21 protein-coding genes are annotated in these 22,203 nt (G+C 39.5%); 17 read left to right on the top strand and 4 right to left on the bottom strand.

The genetic code is table 11. The features are described 5' to 3' along the window. Positions 1–11 precede the first annotated feature (11 nt). From AC1D7X_RS13195 to AC1D7X_RS13165, 7 genes are all read left to right on the top strand, one after another. A complete protein-coding gene (locus AC1D7X_RS13195) occupies positions 12–503 on the top strand; it encodes an ABC transporter permease (RefSeq protein WP_495457246.1) in 492 nt (163 codons plus the stop codon). Between the two features lie 17 nt (positions 504–520). Beyond that, complete coding sequence (locus AC1D7X_RS13190) at positions 521–919, top strand: hypothetical protein (RefSeq protein ID WP_495457245.1); 399 nt, start codon at positions 521–523, stop codon at positions 917–919. Then, complete coding sequence (locus AC1D7X_RS13185) at positions 919–1,479, top strand: hypothetical protein (RefSeq protein WP_495475392.1); 561 nt, start codon at positions 919–921, stop codon at positions 1,477–1,479. Before AC1D7X_RS13190 ends, AC1D7X_RS13185 begins: the two co-directional genes overlap by 1 nt. Next, on the top strand, positions 1,466–2,458 hold the full coding sequence (locus tag AC1D7X_RS13180; protein ID WP_495457243.1) for a hypothetical protein: 993 nt from the start codon (positions 1,466–1,468) through the stop codon (positions 2,456–2,458). Before AC1D7X_RS13185 ends, AC1D7X_RS13180 begins: the two co-directional genes overlap by 14 nt. A 127-nt stretch (positions 2,459–2,585) precedes the next feature. After that, the gene (locus tag AC1D7X_RS13175; RefSeq protein ID WP_495475391.1) at positions 2,586–4,145 is read left to right on the top strand and encodes an ABC-F family ATP-binding cassette domain-containing protein; all 1,560 of its coding nucleotides are present in this window, start codon (positions 2,586–2,588) and stop codon (positions 4,143–4,145) included. A gap of 19 nt (positions 4,146–4,164) precedes the next feature. Further along, complete coding sequence (locus tag AC1D7X_RS13170) at positions 4,165–5,226, top strand: thiazole biosynthesis adenylyltransferase ThiF (RefSeq protein WP_495457241.1); 1,062 nt, start codon at positions 4,165–4,167, stop codon at positions 5,224–5,226. Positions 5,227–5,357: 131 nt separating this feature from the next. After that, complete coding sequence (locus tag AC1D7X_RS13165) at positions 5,358–6,050, top strand: response regulator transcription factor (RefSeq protein WP_495475390.1); 693 nt, start codon at positions 5,358–5,360, stop codon at positions 6,048–6,050. A 78-nt stretch (positions 6,051–6,128) separates the two neighbouring features. On the opposite strand, the gene AC1D7X_RS13160 is transcribed toward AC1D7X_RS13165, so the two are convergent. Next, positions 6,129–6,644 carry a C40 family peptidase gene (locus tag AC1D7X_RS13160; RefSeq protein WP_495457239.1) on the bottom strand — a complete coding sequence of 172 codons (516 nt, stop codon included), beginning with the start codon at positions 6,642–6,644 and terminating at the stop codon, positions 6,129–6,131. 269 nt (positions 6,645–6,913) lie between these two features. Beyond that, positions 6,914–7,555, bottom strand: a complete 642-nt coding sequence (locus AC1D7X_RS13155) for a thiamine diphosphokinase (protein ID WP_495457238.1) — start codon at positions 7,553–7,555, stop codon at positions 6,914–6,916. Positions 7,556–7,788: 233 nt separating this feature from the next. On the opposite strand from AC1D7X_RS13155, the gene AC1D7X_RS13150 reads away from it, so the two are divergent. Further along, on the top strand, positions 7,789–8,415 hold the full coding sequence (locus AC1D7X_RS13150; RefSeq protein ID WP_495457237.1) for a trimeric intracellular cation channel family protein: 627 nt from the start codon (positions 7,789–7,791) through the stop codon (positions 8,413–8,415). A gap of 47 nt (positions 8,416–8,462) precedes the next feature. Then, a complete protein-coding gene (locus tag AC1D7X_RS13145; protein WP_495457236.1) occupies positions 8,463–8,930 on the top strand; it encodes a low molecular weight protein-tyrosine-phosphatase in 468 nt (155 codons plus the stop codon). Between the two features lie 241 nt (positions 8,931–9,171). On the opposite strand, the gene AC1D7X_RS13140 is transcribed toward AC1D7X_RS13145, so the two are convergent. After that, positions 9,172–9,903: an alpha/beta hydrolase gene (locus AC1D7X_RS13140; RefSeq protein WP_495457235.1), complete on the bottom strand. Its 732-nt coding sequence runs from the start codon at positions 9,901–9,903 to the stop codon at positions 9,172–9,174. A 258-nt stretch (positions 9,904–10,161) separates the two neighbouring features. On the opposite strand from AC1D7X_RS13140, the gene pdhA reads away from it, so the two are divergent. The 7 genes from pdhA (at position 10,162) to AC1D7X_RS13105 (ending at position 19,032) form a co-directional block, all read left to right on the top strand. Then, positions 10,162–11,229, top strand: coding sequence for a pyruvate dehydrogenase (acetyl-transferring) E1 component subunit alpha (pdhA, locus tag AC1D7X_RS13135; protein ID WP_495457234.1), 1,068 nt, complete (start codon positions 10,162–10,164; stop codon positions 11,227–11,229). Positions 11,230–11,318: 89 nt separating this feature from the next. Continuing rightward, entirely contained in the window at positions 11,319–12,296 is a 978-nt protein-coding gene (locus AC1D7X_RS13130; RefSeq protein WP_495457233.1) for an alpha-ketoacid dehydrogenase subunit beta, read from the top strand. Positions 12,297–12,334: 38 nt separating this feature from the next. After that, the gene (locus AC1D7X_RS13125; protein WP_495457232.1) at positions 12,335–13,945 is read left to right on the top strand and encodes a 2-oxo acid dehydrogenase subunit E2; all 1,611 of its coding nucleotides are present in this window, start codon (positions 12,335–12,337) and stop codon (positions 13,943–13,945) included. 4 nt (positions 13,946–13,949) lie between these two features. Next, positions 13,950–15,374 carry a dihydrolipoyl dehydrogenase gene (gene lpdA, locus AC1D7X_RS13120; RefSeq protein ID WP_495457231.1) on the top strand — a complete coding sequence of 475 codons (1,425 nt, stop codon included), beginning with the start codon at positions 13,950–13,952 and terminating at the stop codon, positions 15,372–15,374. Positions 15,375–16,059: 685 nt separating this feature from the next. Further along, entirely contained in the window at positions 16,060–16,854 is a 795-nt protein-coding gene (gene thyA, locus AC1D7X_RS13115; RefSeq protein ID WP_495457230.1) for a thymidylate synthase, read from the top strand. A gap of 15 nt (positions 16,855–16,869) precedes the next feature. Continuing rightward, a complete protein-coding gene (locus tag AC1D7X_RS13110) occupies positions 16,870–17,361 on the top strand; it encodes a dihydrofolate reductase (RefSeq protein WP_495457229.1) in 492 nt (163 codons plus the stop codon). A gap of 183 nt (positions 17,362–17,544) precedes the next feature. Then, entirely contained in the window at positions 17,545–19,032 is a 1,488-nt protein-coding gene (locus AC1D7X_RS13105) for a glutamate synthase subunit beta (protein ID WP_495475389.1), read from the top strand. A gap of 180 nt (positions 19,033–19,212) precedes the next feature. Here AC1D7X_RS13105 and AC1D7X_RS13100 read toward each other — a convergent pair whose 3' ends face one another. Beyond that, the gene (locus AC1D7X_RS13100; RefSeq protein WP_495457227.1) at positions 19,213–19,485 is read right to left on the bottom strand and encodes an AbrB/MazE/SpoVT family DNA-binding domain-containing protein; all 273 of its coding nucleotides are present in this window, start codon (positions 19,483–19,485) and stop codon (positions 19,213–19,215) included. A gap of 458 nt (positions 19,486–19,943) precedes the next feature. Here AC1D7X_RS13100 and AC1D7X_RS13095 point away from each other — a divergent pair, with 458 nt between their 5' ends. Continuing rightward, entirely contained in the window at positions 19,944–22,181 is a 2,238-nt protein-coding gene (locus AC1D7X_RS13095) for a type IA DNA topoisomerase (protein WP_495457226.1), read from the top strand. Positions 22,182–22,203: the final 22 nt, after the last annotated feature.

The following is a 22,203-nucleotide window of genomic DNA, read 5'->3' as shown; positions in this document are numbered from 1 at the left end:
AGATGGAGTTCATGAATAACGCTTCAACAGCATTAAAAGTAGCCGCAGGTATATTTCTAACGATTGCATTAATAACGATTGTAGTCATTTTGTTTATTTCAGCACAAGAGGCAACCAAAACAGCACAAAATAATTTCTCGGACATTCAAACGGAATTATCTCAAGCATCTTTCACTGTATATGATGGAACTACCATTAGTGGATCACAGGTGACAAACGCACTACGTAAATTTAAGGATAAAGATCAATTTGGAGTTAAGATTGAAACAGGTAAAAACCTAACTACGGGCGGTGCATGGTATGGTAATGCACTTAATATGACCGTGGCAAATACAAATAGCGAATATGGTTCGGTGATTAACCCCGGATCTCGACAAGGAAACATTAACGATACTATTGATGAAGCAAATGCAGAGTATGTGAATCCCAGCGGTAAATTTAGAGCTAGTATTGTAAAAGATAGTTCGAATGTCGTTCGGGGTCTTATATTTAGTCAATATTAATGGAGGAGGCAGCCTGAATGTCTGGAAATGCTCAGAGTATGATCTATTTAAGCACATCCTTGTTCATATTTGTGGGTGCTTGTTGGTTGTCTGTTAGTATGTCCAACCAAATGGATCATGCTTTGCAGGCTGTAAGTAAGGTCACAAGAGGACAAGATAGAACAATAGATGAGACTTATCGTTCCTTGGGAGCAGAAATATATAGTGGTTCTCAGGTGTTATATAGCCTTAAGGGAAGCTTACCATTAGGACAACGTATTGAAATTGACAGTACAACCTTCAATGGTCCAGTAATGACTGCTCGAGATCAGGCTGTTATTGACCTGCAATCGAATTACTTGGTGAAATATATACGAGATGCTAACGGTAATATACAATCCCTTATATTTACGAAGGCGCCAAAGGGGACTCCCTAATGAGCAATGCTGTGTCTAAATTCGTAGCTGTTATTTTGGCATTATTGCTCTTATATATTTATCCAACCCTAGAAGCGGCAAGACGCCAAGATGATCTTTCCCAGATGATTGTCACGAATGCTGTCACTCAATTTGCGGATGCTGTTAGATCGAAGGGATATGTAACACCTACCATGTACAATGAGTTTATTCGAGATGTATATGTTACAGGGAACGAGTACGTCATCCATATGGAACATTTACATAAGAAGTATCACCCGGAATATACGGATGCAGCAGATCCCAATACATTTCAAGATACATTTAATGTGGTGTACGAAGGCTTTTATGACTCCGCTTTGACGGATGTTCTATTTCCAGATAACTCTTTACCACTAGATAGTGAGTCTCGGAAATATAAAATGATGGTTGGTGATTTCTTTAAAGTAACAATCACCAATTCAAATCATACTCCAGCGAATGTGATGTCTGATTTGCTCTATGGCAGTGGGTCTCTTTCAGGAGAACGTGCTGCAATCGCCTTCCCTTATGGAGGAATGGTCCTTAATGAAGATTACTGATTTATCGATTATCTTTGTATGTATTTTATTTCCTATCTTCATGATTAATGGACTACATGTAGAAGATCAAAAAGAAGTTCAAATATTAGAAATGAAATATACCGCGGCTCTACGAACGGCTGTTCAGGATGGTGGAAGAGTACTCAGTATGAATGAACAGCAGGAACTTGAGTCAGGGTATACTTCATCAAAGTTGTTTCGTGCGGATAAAGAGCTAGCTCTAAACATCTTTTTACGGACAATGTATATTAACATGGACATAGAGGATGATCCAATAGCTCAGTCTGTTCTACAGTGGTACATACCTGCCATTGTTGTGATGGATTATGATGGTTATTACATCTATACGATGGGTGAATACAAGGACGGTGCAGGAACTACTATTCAAAAACCGATGTGGACTACGAAGAAACCTTATTCGTATAGTGATAGGAACGGAAACAGTATTCATTTTACTTTAGATCAAGTAGTTGAAGCCTTTGATTCCAATAGTGGAAAGTGGTTACAAGGTCGGCAAGAAGAAATAAAGAACAGTACCACGATTCCATTACTTCAGGATAATCAACTGTTTGAACAAGTAAGAAGAACAGCGATTGTGAATACAATCCAAGATGATCTTAGTGTGTATATTCAGCGACATAATGACATCGCAACAAGAAATGGGATATCCTATTTATTTACTTTGCCAACAATCTCACAAGAAGAATGGAATAATACCGTCAACGATATTGGGATGATGGCGTTCGTTCAAGGAATCCCCGTAGGTGATCAATTTTATAATAACTATGCATTAGGCGGTGGTAGATTAGTAAAAGTTCCGGATATTCATGCAGGAATAGAACCGAGCACAGGGATTAAATATTACTACCGTGGTTCGTGTACATTTCCAATTCAATCAGACGAAATATATAATCATGCTAAAGACGCAGCACTAGCTGGATATATTGAAAAGGCTTGTTATAATACCATCATTCCGTAAGGTCCGACAAATATGGGATACATTTATGCTGTAGCCCACCTCCTATTTATGTTACAATATAATCTTGACAGTAATTTTTAATCGTGATTAATTGATTTTCATAATAGATAGGAGTTAGAAAATAGAGATGAGTTTATTAACTGTAGAAGGTCTTTCCCATAATTTTGGAGGGCGTACATTGTTTAAAGATGTTTCTTTTCGATTGTTAGAAGGGGAACGTGTAGGTTTTGTTGGTGCCAACGGGGTTGGTAAATCCACATTGATGAATATTCTTACGGGTAAATTGCTTAAGGATGAAGGGAAAGTAGAATGGACGCCACGCGTTCGTTTTGGATATTTGGATCAACATACGAAGTTAACACCAGGAAAAACGATTCGTGATGTTCTCAAAGATGCTTTCTTGCCACTTTTGGTACTTGAGCAGGAAATGAATGAGATTACTAACAAGATGGGCGAAGCAACACCTGAAGAATTAGAAGTTCTCTTAGAGCAAATGGGTGATATTCAAGAGCAGTTAGATATCGGGGATTTCTATTTGCTTGATGTTAAAGTTGAAGAAATGAGCCAAGGTCTAGGTCTTACTGCTATCGGTTTAGATCGGGATGTAGCATCATTAAGTGGTGGGCAGCGGACGAAGGTATTGCTTGCTAAGTTATTACTTGAGAAACCGAACGTACTACTACTGGATGAGCCTACCAACTACTTGGATGTTGAGCATATTGAATGGTTGACACAGTATTTGAAGAACTATCCACATGCTTTTATGTTGATCTCACATGACACGGATTTCATGAATCAAATCGTAAATGTCATTTATCATTTGGAATTCTCTAAATTAACAAGATATACTGCGAATTATGAGAAGTTCCTTGAAATGGCTGATATGACGAAGAATCAGCATGTCGATGCTTACGAGAGACAGCAAGAGTTGATTAAGAAGCAGGAAGATTTCATCGCTCGAAATAAAGCACGTGCTTCTTCATCCAAACAAGCGAAGAGCCGTGAGAAACAACTGGATCGCATGGAACGAATTGAGAAACCAGAAGAAGCATCTAAGCCAACCTTCAAATTCAAAGATGCTAGAGCAAGTTCTAAGACCGTGTTCGAAGGGATTGATTTCGAGATTGGTTATGATCACGCACTACTTCCGAAGATGAGTATGGTGATTGAACGTGGTGATAAGATTGCAATCGTTGGGTGCAATGGTGTAGGTAAATCTACATTGCTCAAAACAATTCTCGGTAAGTTACCTACGATAAGTGGTAGAACGTACCTAGGTGAGTATTTACAACCAGCATACTTCGAGCAGGAAGCAATGGCTGGTAAAATCACGCCTCTTGAAGACGTATGGAATGAATTTTCTGACCTTACGCAAAGTGAAGTGCGATCACATTTAGCACGAGTGGGTCTTAAGAATGATCATATTACACGCCCTTTAAGTATGTTGAGTGGTGGAGAGCAAGCAAAAGTTCGTATATGTAAGCTAATGATGCGTGAAACGAACTGGATTCTATTTGATGAACCTACGAACCATTTAGATATCATTGCTAAAGCTGAATTACAGAAGGCTCTTAAGGAATTTAAAGGGACGGTAGTTCTAGTCTGCCATGAACCAGAATTCTATGAAGACTGGATCACAAAAGAATGGAACGTAGAAGAATGGGCATCCAAGATCAAAACTGTATAGTACTGAAAGGGTGAATAACATGTCCAATGATGAGATCCTACAGGAAATACCATCAGATGCCTTGCAACGCTATTCACGACAAGAACGATTCACACCTTTAGGTACGGAAGGTCAGAAGAAACTTGGACAAAGCCATGTTCTGATCGTAGGTTGCGGTGCCTTAGGGACTTCTATTGCTGAGACATTAGTACGAGCAGGGGTAGGGCATATTACGTTAGCTGACCGGGATTATGTGGAGTGGAGCAACCTACAACGACAGCAGTTGTTTAGTGAGCAAGATGCTTCACAACGTCTTCCTAAAGCTGTAGCTGCTAAGCGACGATTAGAGGATATCAATTCTTTCGTGACAATTGATGTTCATGTGATGGACGTACGGGTGGAAGAACTGGAAGCCTTGATCACCGGAGTAGATCTGATCATGGATGGCACAGATAACTTCGATACACGATTGTTGATTAATGATATTTCTCAGAAGCATAATATTCCATGGGTTTACGGTGGATGTGTGGGGAGTTATGGCATTACTTATACCATTATCCCGGGAGAAACACCTTGTCTCAATTGTCTGTTAGGTGCCGTGCCCCTAGGTGGAGACACGTGTGATACATCTGGCATTATTCCTCAAGCCGTACAGATGGTAACTGCTAATCAGACAACAGAAGCGTTGAAACTTCTTAGCGGTCATCCAGAAGCATTACGTCGTAAGTTACTTTCCTTTGATTTGTGGCGAAATGAGTATGTATCCATTGGAGTGGATTCTGCTAAGAAAGAGGATTGTCTTTCTTGTGGAAGTCATGCCACATATCCATACTTATCAGCATCCAACTTAGAGAAGGTGGATGTTCTTTGTGGACGTGACACTGTACAAATTCGTCCGAGCCAACACCAACATATAAATCTTGAACAGGTAGCCTCTCGGCTTTCGAAACTTCAAGAAGGTACAGTAGAGAGCAACCCCTTCCTGGTATCCTATCGTATAGGACAACATCGATTAGTTGTTTTTCCTGATGGGAGAGCATTGATCCATGGTACCAAGGACATCGCGGAAGCTAGAACACTGTATCACCGATACTTTGGATAATTTGCATCCTCGGATCATTAATTTATTTTCTTGCTATCCATTCCTCTTAAGAGGAATGGATTTTTTGTCTTGGAGCAAGCTATGGTATAGATAAAGGTCACGATTAGATTATAGAGAAATTGGTGGAAGCTGTGAATGAGATCATTTTATATGTGGAGTACGATAGTGGATCTGCGGATCCCATTATTGAAGCGTTAATAGAAGCGACGTACGAAGTGATAAAAGTTGTTAACAATACGGAAGCTAAGGAATATGCAGATATCCACGATATAGATATGCTAATTATCGATCAATCCATGGATGAAGTGATGGATTATACTTTGATTAGAAGGCTGCAGGAGAGAAAAAGGCATTTTGTAAGTATAATTCTGTCCCATCGATTAAATACAGAAGATATAGTGGAAGGTTTCAACGCAGGAGGAAATGATTATATCGTTAAACCGGTTCAAATTGACATATTGTTAGTTCGGATTCAGAATCTGTTTCAACTTACATCTATGAATGGTTTAGTGATGAGTCTACCCCTTGCAATTGGTGAATTAACGATTGATCTGAAAAGTCGTAGAGTTACACGTAATTCTGAGGAGATTTACCTGACACCAAAAGAATATGATTTGTTAGTATTTCTTGCCCGGCACGTCAACGAAGTATGCAGTAGAGAGGAGATTTTAAAACAAGTATGGAAGTATGATTATTCATTAGGAACGAATGTTGTTGATGTATATGTACGACATTTAAGAGTTAAGTTAGATAAAGGTCATCATGACAAAATGATTCAAACCTCACGTGGAGTGGGTTATATATTAAAAGGACCCACATATTAAAAAAACTGACAGTTATTTAACTGTCAGTTCATCTGAATGTTGTATGAATTTATATATGATATCTAAAGTTCTGATGTATTAAAGGACGCGTCGCGCCTTCAAATAAGTCTTCTTCCAGTGTGCTTTATTAATATCTGTGATCATAACACCTGGCGCGCCATAAGTATGAAGCATTTTACCATTTCCAATGTACATACCAACGTGAGTTACATTCTTACCGTTTGCTCTACTTCCAGTAGAGAAGAATAATAGATCACCTTTTTTAAGGTTAGCTTTAGACACCGCTACACCCTTTTTGGATTGATCAACAGACGTACGAGGCAAGCTAACGCCGTATTTGGCATAAATTCTTTTCATTAGAGAAGAACAGTCAAAGTTCTTAGTTGTAGTCGTTGCAGCACCAAATTTATAAGGAGTTCCTAAAAAGGTTTTTCCGTAGTTGATGATTTTATTTGCCTTTGATGTCGTGGTTGCTGTAGCTGTAGCCGTAGCGGCTTCTGCAACAGGATTTGATATAGTAATGGCAGCAGTTAGGGCTAAAGATGAGCATATCCCAATTATAGCTAATCTATGGGTCAATGTGTGTTTAGTCATGTTGTCATACCTCCGAATATTTCATTTTATTTTTGATATCTGTCTGGGCTCGAAACCAAGTATAACAGTTCTGTAACAACCTAAATTATGGGCATGACTCAGAAAATACAGATATACCAGTAGTTAGACAAGCTTTATTAAAATTCAATTAAAAGTTACAAAATATTAAATATTACATTTATTTCAAAAATAAAAAGCCAAGAAACCTGTATCATCAGGGTTTCTTGGCTTAGTTTGTGACCAGTTAATTATTACAAAACTGTAGTAAATTAATCTTTACTTTGAATAACTAGTAATAATCCACTTTCAATAGAAACAGAACCGATCTCCTCAGCTAAGCGATTACTAACGCCTAGAGATTGTCCTAATTTCAATGTTGCATTGACGAGAGGATATTGAAATCCTTCAATAGTAATGCCAGTAACTTCTGCTGTCATCGGCAAGAGTGACACATAGGTGTAGCCCATATCTCTGACTTCAATAGTAGACCCGGTCATTGTAATATAATTATTTTTGTCGAGTATAGCGAAAGAAGTATGATGTTGTAATGCTCTATTTAGCATCTGGATGTTGGCTAACGTATGGTCGAGCCGAGTACCTGTTCCACCCACAAGTAAAATGTGAGTAGGGCGTTGCTCAAGAGCAATCTCAAAAGCTAGTTCACTATCTGTGAGATTCTTATCAATAGCATCACATGCCATGATCTGACCACTAGATGCAGACACGATTTCTTTCTCACCTGCGGTGATTGAATCGAAGTCTCCTACAGACATGTGAGGATGTATATTATTCTCTATTAAGAATAGAGCTCCTTTATCGGCTCCTATAATGAAGTCATCTTTTTGAATCTCTTGTAAAAACTCTGGATAGAGACTTCCACCTGAAAAAATGATTACGCGTTTATATGTCATATGTATTATTCCTCCGTGATCAATTGAAATAGATAAAATGAACTTTAAGGTCCCATAAATGTTGATTATAGATTGAATCAATAGGATTTAAGACGGGAATTATTTTGGTTCAATTAATATTACTGTATCTAGTGACAATTATAAATGAGAATTCAGGGTTGCACAATTCATCAAGTCTTGTTTACAATAGTGTCAGCATCATGTTAGGAAAGAGGTTGCATTGAAAAGTGGATATGGATATTTTTGATGTGTTCAGTATTATCGGCACAATTGCTTTTGCAATGTCAGGAGCATTTGTAGCAATGGAAGAAGAGTACGATATCTTAGGTGTGATCGTATTAGGTCTTGTCACCGCTTTTGGTGGAGGAATCGTACGTAATGTGTTGATTGGTTTCCCTGTAACCGCGTTGTGGAGCCAAGGGCTATTAATGAGTCTTGCCCTTATTTCTGTCTTGTTTGCTTTTGTCCTACCTCAAAAGTGGGTCAAGCATTGGAAGAGATCAGATGTTATATATGATGCTATTGGTTTGTCAGCCTTTGCGATTCAAGGCGCATTCTATGCAATGGATATGAAGCAACCCCTAAGTGCTGTAATTGTGGCTGCAGTATTAACTGGAACTGGGGGTGGTATTATCCGAGATATTCTTGCGGGTCGTAAACCACTTGTCCTCCGAGATGAGATTTATGCTGTGTGGGCGTTAATTATTGGGGTAATTATGGGTCTGAATTGGCTTCATGATACGTGGGAATTATTATCCGTATTCGTTGCTATCGTATTATTCAGATTGTTATCTGTCTTTTATAAGTGGAAATTACCAAGAAGACGTTCTGTAAATTCTCCTACAACAAGACTTAAGTAGTAATTTACTAAAAATGTAACGAGTGAGCGCGGAAAGGATGAAGTACGATGGTTAAAGTATTGTTTGTTTGTCTCGGTAACATTTGTAGATCTCCCATGGCTGAGGCCGTATTACGGGACAAAATTAAAAATAAGGGTTTAGAGAAAGTGATTAGTGTTGATTCTGCAGGAACAGGGGATTGGCATATCGGTCATCCGCCACATGAAGGAACTAGAAAATTGCTAGATACTCATACAATTAGCTATGAAGGTATGACTGCTCGACAGGTAACAAGCCAAGATTTTACAGCATTTGACTATCTGATATGTATGGATCAATCTAATTTAACAAACCTTCGAAAACTTGTGGGTGGAGAAGAGGCGTCCATTATTCCATTTATGGATTTATTACCTGATGCGATATTGCGTGAAGTGCCCGATCCATACTTCACAGGAAACTTTGAAGAGGTATATGATTTGATGGATGCTGGCTGTGAAGTATTGCTGGAGAGAATCGTACAAGAAAAGAATATCTAATTCTAATATTTATAGTGAGCATGAGAGTCGTGCTCTTTTTAAAAATATAAGACTTTATAAGTATTTCATTTCTGCTTATAAATAGGATTTTATTTCACCGCTAAACGTTTCATCGCCGCTAAAGGACGGCGATGCCGTTTATGCTTGTGAAAAACAGTGTAAGCGCATTCATGATAATGGATAAATAAAGGTGAATCCTATCCTCATAAATAACGAGTAGGTTCACCTATATTATTAATGGCTATTCTTCAAAGAAATACATAAGGGCATCGGGGAGTTCTTTTTGCCAGAAACCCCAAAGGTGATGACCATCTTTTTCTTCATAGTGGACTTGTGCGCCGCGTTCTTGTAACAAATTCTTCGTGTCTCTATTGAGTTGAACAAAATTATAAGTACCTGTGTCGGTTTGGTAATCATTCTCTTGAAGTCCAACAATCATGAAGATGTCTAACCAAGACAAGTCTTGTTCAGCTGCAATAAGTTCTTGGGAAGCTTCATAGTAAGCGCCGGACAGGCTAAGTACACGGGTGAACAGATGGGGATATTGAATAGCAATATGAAGAGAAACGCTTCCTCCTAAGGAGTCACCTGCAATTAAAGTTTCGGCTGGATCGGTGCGAACGGGATATTTATGCTGGATGAAGGGAATAATCTCTTCAGCAAAGCAACTCACATATGCCTTGAATCTGCTGCCAAAAGGTGCGTACTCTTCCGTACGTACGGTTGTATCGACTTCAACTCCTACTATAATAAAAGGTTCAGCACCTTCATCTAGAATGAGGCGGTTTGCAATTGTCGCAATTCTGCCAAAGTTGAAGAACTCTTCTCCATCTTGGCAATACACCACAGGATAAGTAAGTATTTCATTATATCCTGGAGGTAAATAAATGCGGAGGTTACGCTTCTCATCAAGGTATTTACTGTGAATTTCTTCTTTTAGTATGGTTCGTTTTAAAAATCGAGCATCTGTCATGAATGTCACCTTTTCTTGAAATGGTTTTTTGCAAACGGTAAAACGTTAAGATATGATGTGAACGGTGTGATTAATTTCATGGCTTGTTGTTTCAATGTATTATCTGTTATACCAATTATTATCGACTGTTATACATACAAAAATCAAAAGAATTGAAATTAGATGCTATTTTCCTTTGACGAATTGTATGTTACAGGTGTATAATAATATTATAACAGGTGCACATGATAATCAAATTATTTTGTTGAGGTGAAGATAATGAGCAAGGTTCCTTATGAAGTGTATACAGAGGAAGTAGAGGCACTATCCGTTCTTTCCCCAGATGGTGAAATCATTAATAAAAGTATGATGCCGAAACTTACTGATGATGAATTGAAAGAAATTATGTACCGTATGGTATTTACCCGTACTTGGGATGACCGTGCTGTTAATTTAGGACGTCAAGGCCGTCTTGGTTTTTATGCTCCTGTATCTGGTCAAGAAGCGACAATGGTAGGTAGTGAATTCGCACTTGATAAAGAAGATTTTGTATGTCCTGGATATCGTGACATTCCGCAGCTAGTATGGCACGGACTTCCACTTTACCAAGCATTCCTTTATTCACGTGGTCACCAACATGGAGGTCAAATTCCAGAAGGTGTTAACGTATTGATGCCACAGATTATTATTGGTGCGCAAATTCTACACGCAATGGGTATTGCAATGGGCTTTAAATTGAAAAAACAAAAACATGTAGCAATCACTTATACAGGTGACGGTGGTTCATCTGAAGGTGACTTCTATGAAGGTCTGAACTATGCAGGCGTATATAAACTTCCTGTTATTTTCTTTGTTCAGAACAACGGCTATGCAATCACAACTCCTTTTGCTAAGCAAACAGCAGCTCTTTCTATTGCACACAAAGCAGTAGCTGCAGGTATCAGAGGCATTAAAGTTGATGGTATGGATATTTTTGCAGTAATTAGTGCTGTTCGTGAAGCAGCAGAACGTGGTCGTAATGGCGAAGGAGCTACATTGATCGAAGCTGTTACATATCGTTTCCGCCCACATTCCTTGTCCGATGATGCTAGTAAATATCGTACAAAAGAAGAAGAAGCACAGTGGAGCGAAAAAGATCCGATCGCACGTGTTGCTAAGTATCTAGAGAAAAAGGGTCTTTGGACTGAAGAAGATACTGCTCGCGTAAGAGAAGAAGCTAAAGCAAAAGTTAATGAACAAATTAAAAAGGCAGAACAAACGGAAAAAATGACTGTTTCTGGCTTAATCGATAGCATGTTCGAACACACTCCTCAGCATCTTGAAGAGCAGAAGGCTGATTTCGAATAGAAAATTTCTATTTCGAATAGAAATTTTCTAAATGTAAGTTTTTTTTACTAACCTATTTGACTGTGAATGTTTAAGGAGGATATGAAGTAATGGCACAAATGAATATGAAAGAAGCAATTCGTGATGCGATGCGTGTTGAACTTGAACGTGATCCTAACGTATTGATCTTCGGGGAAGATGTAGGGAATGTTGGTGGAGTTTTCCGTGTGACAGAAGGTTTGCAGAAGGCTTTTGGTGAAGAGCGCGTGTTCGATACTCCGTTGGCTGAATCAGCTATCGGTGGTATGGCTGTTGGACTTGGTATTCAAGGATTCCGTCCAATTGCTGAAATTCAATTCGTTGGATTTATTTTTGAAGCTATGGATCAAATGTTGATTCAAGCTGCTCGTATGCGTTACCGTTCAGGTGGACGTTACAATTCACCAATCGTTTTCCGTACACCATTTGGTGGTGGTGTTAAAGCGGCTGAACTACACACAGATTCTTTGGAAGGTTTGATTACTCAAACTCCAGGTATCAAAGTAGTAGTTCCATCTAACCCTTATGATGCAAAAGGACTTCTAATCGCTGCTATTCGCGATAATGATCCTGTATTCTTCATGGAGCATTTGAATCTATATCATGCATTCCGTGCTGAAGTACCAGAAGGTGAATATACCGTTGAACTTGGTAAAGCAAACATCGTTCGTGAAGGATCCGACGTGACAATCATTTCTTACGGAATGACTGTGCATACTGCTACTAAAGCAGCTGATGAGTTGGAGAAGAGCGGTATTAAAGCTGAAATCATTGACCTACGTACACTAAACCCACTTGACATAGATACAATTGTAACTTCAATTAAGAAAACAAATCGTGCCATTGTCGTTCAAGAAGCACAAAAAAGTGCAGGTATCGCAGCTGAAGTTATCGCACAAATTAATGAGAAGGCTATTCTTCACTTGGAAGCTCCAGTTCTACGTGTAGCAGGTCCTGACACAATTTACCCATTTGCACAGATCGAAGACACTTGGCTTCCAACTCCGGCTCGTATCATTACAGCAGTTAACAAAGTTTTGGAATTTTAAGTAGTTTTCTCAGTCACAAATCGTAGGAGGTAAGAATATTGGCTAAATTTGAATATCGATTCCCAGAGTTAGGTGAAGGATTACACGAAGGTGAAATCATCAAAATGCATATCAAAGTTGGTGACAAAGTCACTGATGATGACATCGTAATGGAAGTACAAAATGACAAGGCAGTTATTGAAGTTCCTTGCCCAGTTAACGGTACAGTACTAGAGGTGCTTACCAAAGACGGACAAGTATGTCATATCGGTGAAGTTGTAGCTATCATTGATGCAGAAGGTGAAGTGCCTGAGCAAGAAGCACCTGCAGCAGCAGAATCTGCACCAGCTGCGACTCAATCTGCACCAGCAGCTAATGCTAATGCTACTTCTAATTTTGAATATCGTTTCCCAGAACTAGGCGAAGGCTTACATGAAGGTGAAATCATCAAAATGCATATCAAAGTGGGTGACAAAGTCACTGATGATGATATCGTAATGGAAGTTCAGAATGATAAAGCCGTAGTTGAGGTTCCTTGTCCAGTTAACGGTACAGTACTTGAAGTACTTACTAAAGACGGTCAGGTATGTCGCGTTGGTGAAGTTGTAGCTATCATTGCTGCTGAAGGTGAAGTTCCTCAGCAAGAAGGCGCTGGAGCGCAGGCTGCACAAGAAGCAGATGCAGCAAAAGGTAGTGCAAACACAAAAACGAATTCATCAACACCAGCTGCTCCTAACAAAGACGTTCTAGCTACACCAAGTGTGCGTAAATTCGCTCGTGAGCAAGGTGTTGATATCGCTAACGTTACTGGATCAGGTAAGAATGGTAAAGTGATGAAAGAAGATGTTGAATCATTCAAGAATGGTGGTCAAGCAACTTCAGCACCAGCAGCTAGTGCAACTGAAAAAGCAGCGCCAGCTACTACAACAAAAGCTGCTTCAACAGCTACTGTTGCAGCTAATGCAAACCTTGAAGAAGAACGCGTACCGTTCAAAGGTATTCGTAAAGCAATTTCTAACGCAATGGTTAAATCGGCTTACACAGCTCCACATGTTACAATCATGGACGAAGTTGACGTAACTGCATTGGTTGAATTCCGTACTCGTATTAAGCCAATGGCTGAGAAAAAAGGAATCAAAGTTACTTACCTTCCATTTATCGTCAAAGCATTGGTTGCGGCTAGTCGCCAATTCCCAGCTCTTAACGCGATGATTGATGAAGAAAACAATGAAATTGTATACAAGAAATACTACAATATCGGTATTGCAACAGATACTCCTAACGGTTTGATCGTTCCAGTAATCAAAGAAGCTGATCGTAAGAGCATCTGGATGATTGCTGAATCCATTACTGACCTTGCAGTTCGTGGACGTGATGGTAAATTGAGTGCGAACGAAATGAAGGGTAGCTCGATTTCTATCTCCAACATTGGTTCTGCTGGCGGTATGTTCTTCACTCCAATCATTAACTTCCCTGAAGTTGCTATCTTGGGTGTAGGTCGTATCTCGGATAAACCAGTCGTGAAGAATGGTGAAATTGTGGCAGCAAAAGTTATGGCATTGTCCTTGAGCTTTGACCACCGTATTATCGATGGCGCTACTGCACAACATTTCATGAACTACATTAAACAGCTTCTCGCTAATCCTGAGTCGCTAGTTATGGAGGTTTAATTATATGGTAGTAGGAGACGCTTCATTAGATATCGATACATTGGTCATTGGTGCAGGTCCTGGTGGATATGTCGCTGCAATTCGTGCAGCACAACTAGGTCAAAAAGTATTAATCGTGGATAAGGAAGAAGTCGGCGGTGTATGTCTTAACCGTGGATGTATTCCTTCCAAAGCTTTGATTGCAGCAGCTCATCAATATGAGTCTGCTCAACATGGCGCTGCATTTGGTGTTACTGCTGAGAACGTGAAAGTTGATTTCGGTAAAACACAAGAATTCAAAAACAGCGTTGTCAAGAAATTGACTGGCGGTGTAGCTGGATTACTTAAAGGTAACAAAGTGGAAGTATTCAATGGTGAGTGTATGTTCATCAATGAAAACGAAGCTCGTGTCTTTAATGATCACGAATCCCCACGTTACCGTTTCAAGAACTGTATTATTGCAACAGGATCTCGTCCAATCGAACTTAAGCCATTTCCTTTCGGCGGACGTATCATGTCTTCAACAGAAGCATTGAGTCTTCCAGAGATTCCTAAGAGTATGATCGTAATCGGTGGTGGATACATTGGTGCTGAACTAGGCCAAATGTTCTCTAAATTCGGTACGAAGATTACTATCGTGGAAGGATTAGAATCCGTTCTTAACGGTTTCGATCCAGATATGACTAAACTTGTTGTGAAGAGTATGGAAAAAACAGGTATTGAAATCATTACAAATGCAAAAGCAGAAAGTGCTACGCAAACAGATAAAGACGTTACAGTGAAATATTCTGTAGGTGGAGAATCCAAAGAAGTAACTGCTGAATATCTTCTAGTTACTGTTGGACGTCGTCCTAATACAGATGGTGAACTTGGTCTTGATCTTGTTGGTATTGAAATGACAGATCGTGGTTTGGTGAAAGTTGACCATCAAGGTCGTACAAACTTCCCACACATCTTCGCGATTGGTGACATCGTCGCTGGTCCAGCACTTGCTCATAAAGCTTCATATGAAGGTAAAGTAGCTGCAGAAGCTATTGCAGGACACTCATCTGTTGTTGATTACAAGTGTATCCCTGCTGTAGCATTTACAGATCCTGAATGTGCAAGTGTAGGTTATACAGAGAAAGAAGCGAAGGAAAAAGGTTACAAAGTGGTTGTAGCTAAATTCCCATTTGCCGGTAACGGACGTGCGCTTTCTCTAAATAGCCCAGACGGATTCGTGAAATTGATTTCAGAAGAAGGTACAGATCTTGTACTTGGATGCCATATCGCAGGTCTTGAAGCTTCTAACTTGATTGCTGAGCTTGGTTTGGCAATTGAAATGGGTGCTACACTTGAAGATATCGCTTTGACTATTCATGCACATCCAACTCTTGGTGAAATTGTGATGGAAACTGCTGAGCTTGGTCTTGGTAATCCAATTCACATGATCGCTCCACGTAAAAAATAAATAATTAAGTTCATAAATAGGAGTGCTCCTGACCATTATGGTTGGGGGCGCTTCTTTTTTGTTCTTGATAACTAAATCTTGCGGTGGACGCTCCGCGAACGGATTGTTCTTCCGATCGCTGTTGCCCCCAAATTAATTTTTTTGAATATATCGCTTTAGCGATAAAATTCGGTGGCAAGCATATGCTTTCGAAGTAGCTTTCCTACGGAAAGCTTGTAGGCGACCGCTCCGCTTCTCCAGAACAATTCCGTTCACTGCGCTAATTTGAGCATGATTTTTTCAAACTTTTTCGACAATACAACATAAAGACAATCTACATTTCTTGTAGCTAATTCTCGGTGGTGTTATGACGATAAGATTTATCCTATCAGCCAACTACATTCATCAGATTTGATAGCGCAATTTCTATATCTGCTTTAAAGGAGAGTTCAAATCAAGAATAGCTTCTTTAGATTAAGTAATGACAACCTTCGTAGTAGCGAAGGTGACGGAATTGTCCTGAAGAAGCGACAGCGATTGGAAGGACAATCCGTCACCGTAGCGGACATCTACAAGACTCTATATATTTTCATTTATTGAAGTGTATATATTTATTTTATTGATACTTACTGTTAAACTTAGAATAATTGAGATCATTAGAATAATGAATGTAACAGATATAAATTACAGTGAGGTGCTCTAATCAGTGAAGAATTATTTAGAACTACTACAAGATATACTAGACAACGGTACACCTAAGGAAGATCGGACAGGCACAGGAACGGTGTCTGTATTTGGTCGCCAATTACGTTTTGATCTATCCAAAGGATTTCCGCTCTTAACAACCAAAAGGATCCATCTGAAATCGGTGATTCATGAGTTGTTATGGTTCCTTAGTGGTGATACCAATATAAAGTACTTGAAGGAAAATGGTGTGTCGATCTGGGATGAATGGGCCGATGAACACGGAGAATTGGGCCCAGTGTATGGTTCACAGTGGAGATCGTGGGAATCTCCAAGTGGCGAACGAATTGATCAAATCGCGAACGTTATTGAAGCGATCAAGAATAATCCCGATTCACGTCGACATATTGTAAGTGCTTGGAACGTGGCTGAAATAGATCAAATGAAACTTCCGCCATGCCATTTTGTATTTCAATTCTATGTAGCCGGTGGGAAGCTATCTTGTATGCTTACTATGCGCTCTGTAGATACGTTCTTAGGCCTTCCATTCAATATTGCTAGCTATGCCTTGCTGACACATATGGTAGCACATCAATGTGGGTTAGAAGTGGGAGAGTTTGTCTGGTCTGGTGGGGATGTGCATATTTATTCAAATCATATGGATCAAGTTCAGAAGCAACTGCAACGTGAACCGTTTGATTTACCAACATTAGAAATAAAGCGTACACCGGAGTCTATCTTTGATTACAAGTTTGAAGATTTCGAGTTTATCAATTATAAGTACCATCCTGGAATTAAGGCTCCAGTAGCTATATAGAAGGGAAGGATCTAAATGAGCATTACCATGATATGGGCTATGGGAAGAAATGGTGTTGTAGGAAAAGACAACGGCATGCCATGGCATTTGCCGCGGGATATGGCTTTTTTTAAACAACAAACACTAGGGAAAACGATTGTTATGGGACGGAAAACGTGGGAATCCTTTGGTGGCAAACCTTTAAAAGATCGCCTTAATATAATCATGACTCGGGATAAAGAATATACTGCACAGGGAGCCCAAGTTATTCATAGTATAGAAGAAGCGTTAGATTATGCAAATAATCAAGAGCTTATGATCATTGGTGGTGCACAAATTTATGAGAAATGGCTTCCTTACGCTGATCGTCTTTTAGTGACAAGAATTGAAGAAGATTTCGCGGGAGATACCTTTTTTTCAGATGTGGACTGGTCGGAGTGGAGCATTACCGAGAAGATCCCAGGGATTAGAGATGAGAAGAATCTTTATGATTATGACTTTTATATCTATGACCGCAATAAATGTTAATGGCTTCCATGTTGTGTGATGTTGGCGTTAAATAGTACAAATAATTAGGCGGATAATCCATTAATAATACGTCATCAGAATGCTAATATAATTAAAATATAATGTTTTTTAAGAGATAGCATATTTATAAAATTATATAAATAATTATGCCTTTAAAGAGAGAACGGATGGGGGAATTGGGTCATGTCTACGCCAACAGGTTTTATGGAATATAGTCGTCAGCTTCCTATCGATCGTGATCCAACGGAGCGGATTAAGGATTGGGAAGAGTTTCATAAGCATATGTCTGAAGAGGAGCTTCGGACGCAGGGTGCTCGTTGTATGGATTGCGGAACACCCTATTGTCATACAGGGGTTGATATGGCAGGTGGAACGTCAGGTTGTCCTGTGAATAATCTTATTCCTGAATGGAATAATTTGATTTATCGTGGCTTGTGGAGAGAGGCGTTAGATCGCCTTCACAAGACGAATAATTTCCCGGAATTTACAGGTCGTGTTTGCCCAGCACCTTGTGAAGGTTCTTGTACTGTTGGGTTGATTGGTCAACCCGTTACGATCAAGACGATTGAACAAGCTATTATCGATAAAGGATTTGAGGAAGGCTGGGTTGTTCCTAAGCCGCCTGAGAGACGTACAGGTAAACGTGTAGCGCTTGTAGGTTCAGGTCCTGCAGGACTTGCAGCAGCAGCTCAGCTTAATAAAGCAGGGCATAACGTGACGGTCTATGAACGTGCAGATCGTATTGGTGGATTGTTGACATATGGTATTCCGGCGATGAAGCTTGATAAAGGTGTTGTCCAACGGCGCGTAGATATTCTTGAAGCAGAAGGTATCCAATTTGTAACGAATGCTGAGATTGGCGGTAACATACCGGCGCAGCAACTAGTGGACGAATATGATGCTGTGGTACTTTGCGGAGGGGCTACGAAACCTCGTGAGTTCAATATTGAAGGTTCTAATCTAAAAGGTGTACATTATGCAATGACTTATTTGAACGGAACGATTAAGAGCTTTCTAGATTCAGGTCTGGAAGATGGAAATTATATATCTGCCAAAGATAAAGATGTCATTGTAATTGGTGGTGGGGATACAGGTTCTGACTGTGTAGCAACGTCTTTACGTCACGGATGTAGTAGCATTACACAGTTTGGTACACATGAAAAAGCGCCACTAGAACGTGATCCATTGGGTAATCCATGGCCACAATTTCCAAATGTATATACTTTAGATTATGCACAAGAGGAAGCGAAGGCTATTTATGGTCAAGATCCACGTGAGTTCTCGATCATGACTACAAAGTTTGTAGGGGATGAATCAGGTCAACTCCAAGAGTTGCATACGGTTCAAATCCAACGAATCGTTGATGAAACAGGATGCAAAATTTATCAACCGATTCCTGGCACAGAGCGTATTTTTAAAGCACAGATGGCTCTGATCGCAATCGGATTTGATGGTCCTGAACAGACGATGATTCAGCAGTTGGGTCTGGAAACGGATCGCCGTTCGAATGTGAAAGCACATAAAGGTAGATATACAACTAATGTGGATAAAGTGTTTGCTGCAGGCGATATGCGCCGTGGTCAAAGTTTAGTGGTATGGGCCATTAACGAAGGACGCGAAGCTGCTCGTGAAGTAGATAAATTCTTAATGGGTTCAACAGTGCTAGTCTAGCTTAAGCATTTATCGATATATATAACAAACAGTAGGCTGAAGGAGTAATCTTCAGCCTACTGTTTTGATGATTTGGTATAGAAGAAAAGGGAATGATCACTAAGGTCAATAGACTGACATTAGTGAGCAATCCCTTTTTTTTCATATCGTTAATAGAATATATGTAATTCGTTTTTACGATTATGATTGTTTAGAGAATGATTGATTGTAGACAGTAATCATTTCTTCCATTGCAGCTTTACTAATCATTTTACCTTTGAAATAGATCAGATCTTCTGCATTTCCTGTGAAAATACATGAAGGTTCATATTTTTTGAGGACGATACGGTCACCATCAACAAAAATTTCTAAACCATCTTTAATCTCAATTCCTAGCGTTCTACGTAATTCGATCGGTAATACAATACGACCTAGTTCATCTACTTTTCTTACAATACCCGTTGCTTTTAACATAATTTTTCCTCCTATTGATTCATCGAATTATGACGACAATAATATATATTATTCGACAAATTTTGCGTAACCACTTATTGAATTTTATTCCTATTTCTAGCTTTTTGTCAACATAAAAGTCGTATTAATTGTAAGTTGTCACTCAAATAGTGTTTTTTTGGGAAGTTTGAGGAATTTTAATACTATCATTCGCAGGTCGTTAATCGACATTATTCGTCAATATTTATACTTTCACGACATTAACACAATGGAGGAAAATATGAAATTTAAAGTATTCTTATGGTGATATTACCACTGGATACTAAAAAAGTTTGTTTAAGCACTCGGATATTCGGATATGACAATGTTCATAGCATTTTTATTTAACAACTTTTATTAGTTAACATAACTATAATATGATACGATAGAATGCGTTGCATTGAGATTATTACATATATTAATTAAGGAGTGACAAGTAAGTGAAGACACTCATTATTGCAGAAAAACCTGATATGGGTCGAAACATAGCTGCAGCTATAGAACCCAAAGCGAAGAATCACCGATCTTACTTAGAAGGTGATCAATATATTATTACATGGGCTATCGGCCATTTAATTGGTCTAGCTGAACCTGATGCATATGATGATAAATATAAAAAATGGAATATTAATGATCTTCCAATTATTCCTGATTTATTTAAGTTAGTTCCTAATAAAAGAACAATCGATCAACTCAAGGTCATTGACGAATTAGCAAAGCGAAGTAATCTTCTCGTTAATTCATGCGATGCTGGACGAGAAGGTCAACATATATTTTCACTCATTCAACGACATTTGAAACTGAGTCAACCCGTGAAGCGATTATGGATTTCTGATCTAACTCCTGAAACGATAAGAAAAGGTTTTGCGGAGCTGAAAGAAGGATCAGAGTATGAGAATTTAACCAAAGCTGCAAGAGCCCGTAGTGAAGCGGATTGGTTAATTGGGATGAACGGCTCACGTGCTTTCACAACGAAACACAATGTTCTTTTATCCGTAGGTAGGGTGCAGACACCTGTTCTTGCGCTAATCTATGATCGACAGAAGCAGATCGAAGCTTTTGACTCGTTAAAGTTTTTTGAACTTGAAGGCCATTTCGCGCAGCATGAGAACACGTATAAAGGGATGTGGCAGGGCGAACGGATGACCGATCAAGCCAAAGTTGAAGCCTTAGCCACCAAAGTGAAGGGTAAACAAGGTAAGATTGCATCATATGAAGTGAAGGAAACGAAAGAGTATCCTTACAAATTGTATGATTTGACGCTTCTGCAACGTGAGGCCAACGCCAAATATTCTTTTTCTGCAAAGAAAACATTAGATACGGCACAAGCACTTTATGAGAAACACAAAGTTATTTCTTATCCCCGGACGAATTCAAACTATGTGACGGAACAGAATATTCCGGAAATGCACAAAACACTCTCTGTCTTACAAGGGACATCGTATTCTGATCTGGTAGCGGGAGCCAATCGTAATCTAGTTCATACGGGAAATAAGTCGATTTGTAATCCAGCAAAAGTAGAAGATCACCATGCGATACTTCCTACTCATCGAAAGGCATCGAATCTTAGCCCAGATGAACAGAAACTATATGATTTGATCGTTCGAAGATTTCTATCGCATTTCTATCCTCCGGCTGAATATAAAGTACATACCGTCATGACTGAAGTCGAAGGTGAAGTGTTCAAAACAACCGTAAAAGAGCTGTTAAGTTTAGGATGGAAGGTTATTACTGGAGATCAGAAGAAGGAACAGGTTAAGAAGTCTAAGGGAAAAGACAAGGATGAAGAAGAGGAAGAAGAGACCGAAGTTAACGAACCTTTCATGATTCAAGAGCGTGAGGGTGTAACTTGTTCAGATACGATTGTAAAAGAGAAGGATACTCAACCTCCGAAACATTATACGGAAGGTACTCTCCTAAAAGCGATGGAAAGTGCGGGTAAACAGATCGAGAATGAAGAGTTACGTGATGCTATGAAAGACTCAGGCCTTGGGACCCCAGCAACACGCGCAGCAACTATTGAGCGATTGAAAAGTGTGGGTTATGTCGATATGCAAGGGAAGAGAATTCAGATTACGCAAAAAGGAAGAACGGCTATCGAATTAATTCGTGGAGCAGGTATCGATCTTCTGACCTCACCTGAAATGACGGGTCAATGGGAGCGTAGGTTGAATGAAATCTCCCGAGGTACAGCATCGGATGAACAATTCATGGGAAATGTGAAGAAATTTGCAACCATGATCGTAGATAAGGTTCGTGTCCAATCTAGAGCGTCTAAGACATCGTTTGAGAGTGACGATTCAGCACAGAAGCCTGGAGCGAAGAAACGTTCGTCAGCGCCAGCTGGAGGGGCTAGAACAGCTTCTAAGAAAAAAGAAAAAGTGGAAAAACAAGAATCATCGTCACCGCAAGTCATTGCTAAGTGTCCACGCCCTGGTTGTGGGGGGATGATATTCATGGGTCGTAAGGGATATGGTTGTTCCCACTATAAAGAAGGTTGTAAATTTGTCATCTGGAAAGAAAATTATGGACGAGCATTAACCGATGCACAAGTTAGAGCCTTAATTGATAAGGGGAAGACCAGTAAGTTGAAACTCACACTCGAAGATGGAACAGCCACGGAAGCTCGTCTAATCATCGCAAATTTAGACACCGGTGATTTAACCATTGAACAATAAGGTGAACTAATTGTGAGAAAAA

It is taken from the genome of Paenibacillus sp. Y568 (assembly GCF_059445545.1).
This window is presented reverse-complemented; position numbering and strand designations above follow the sequence as displayed.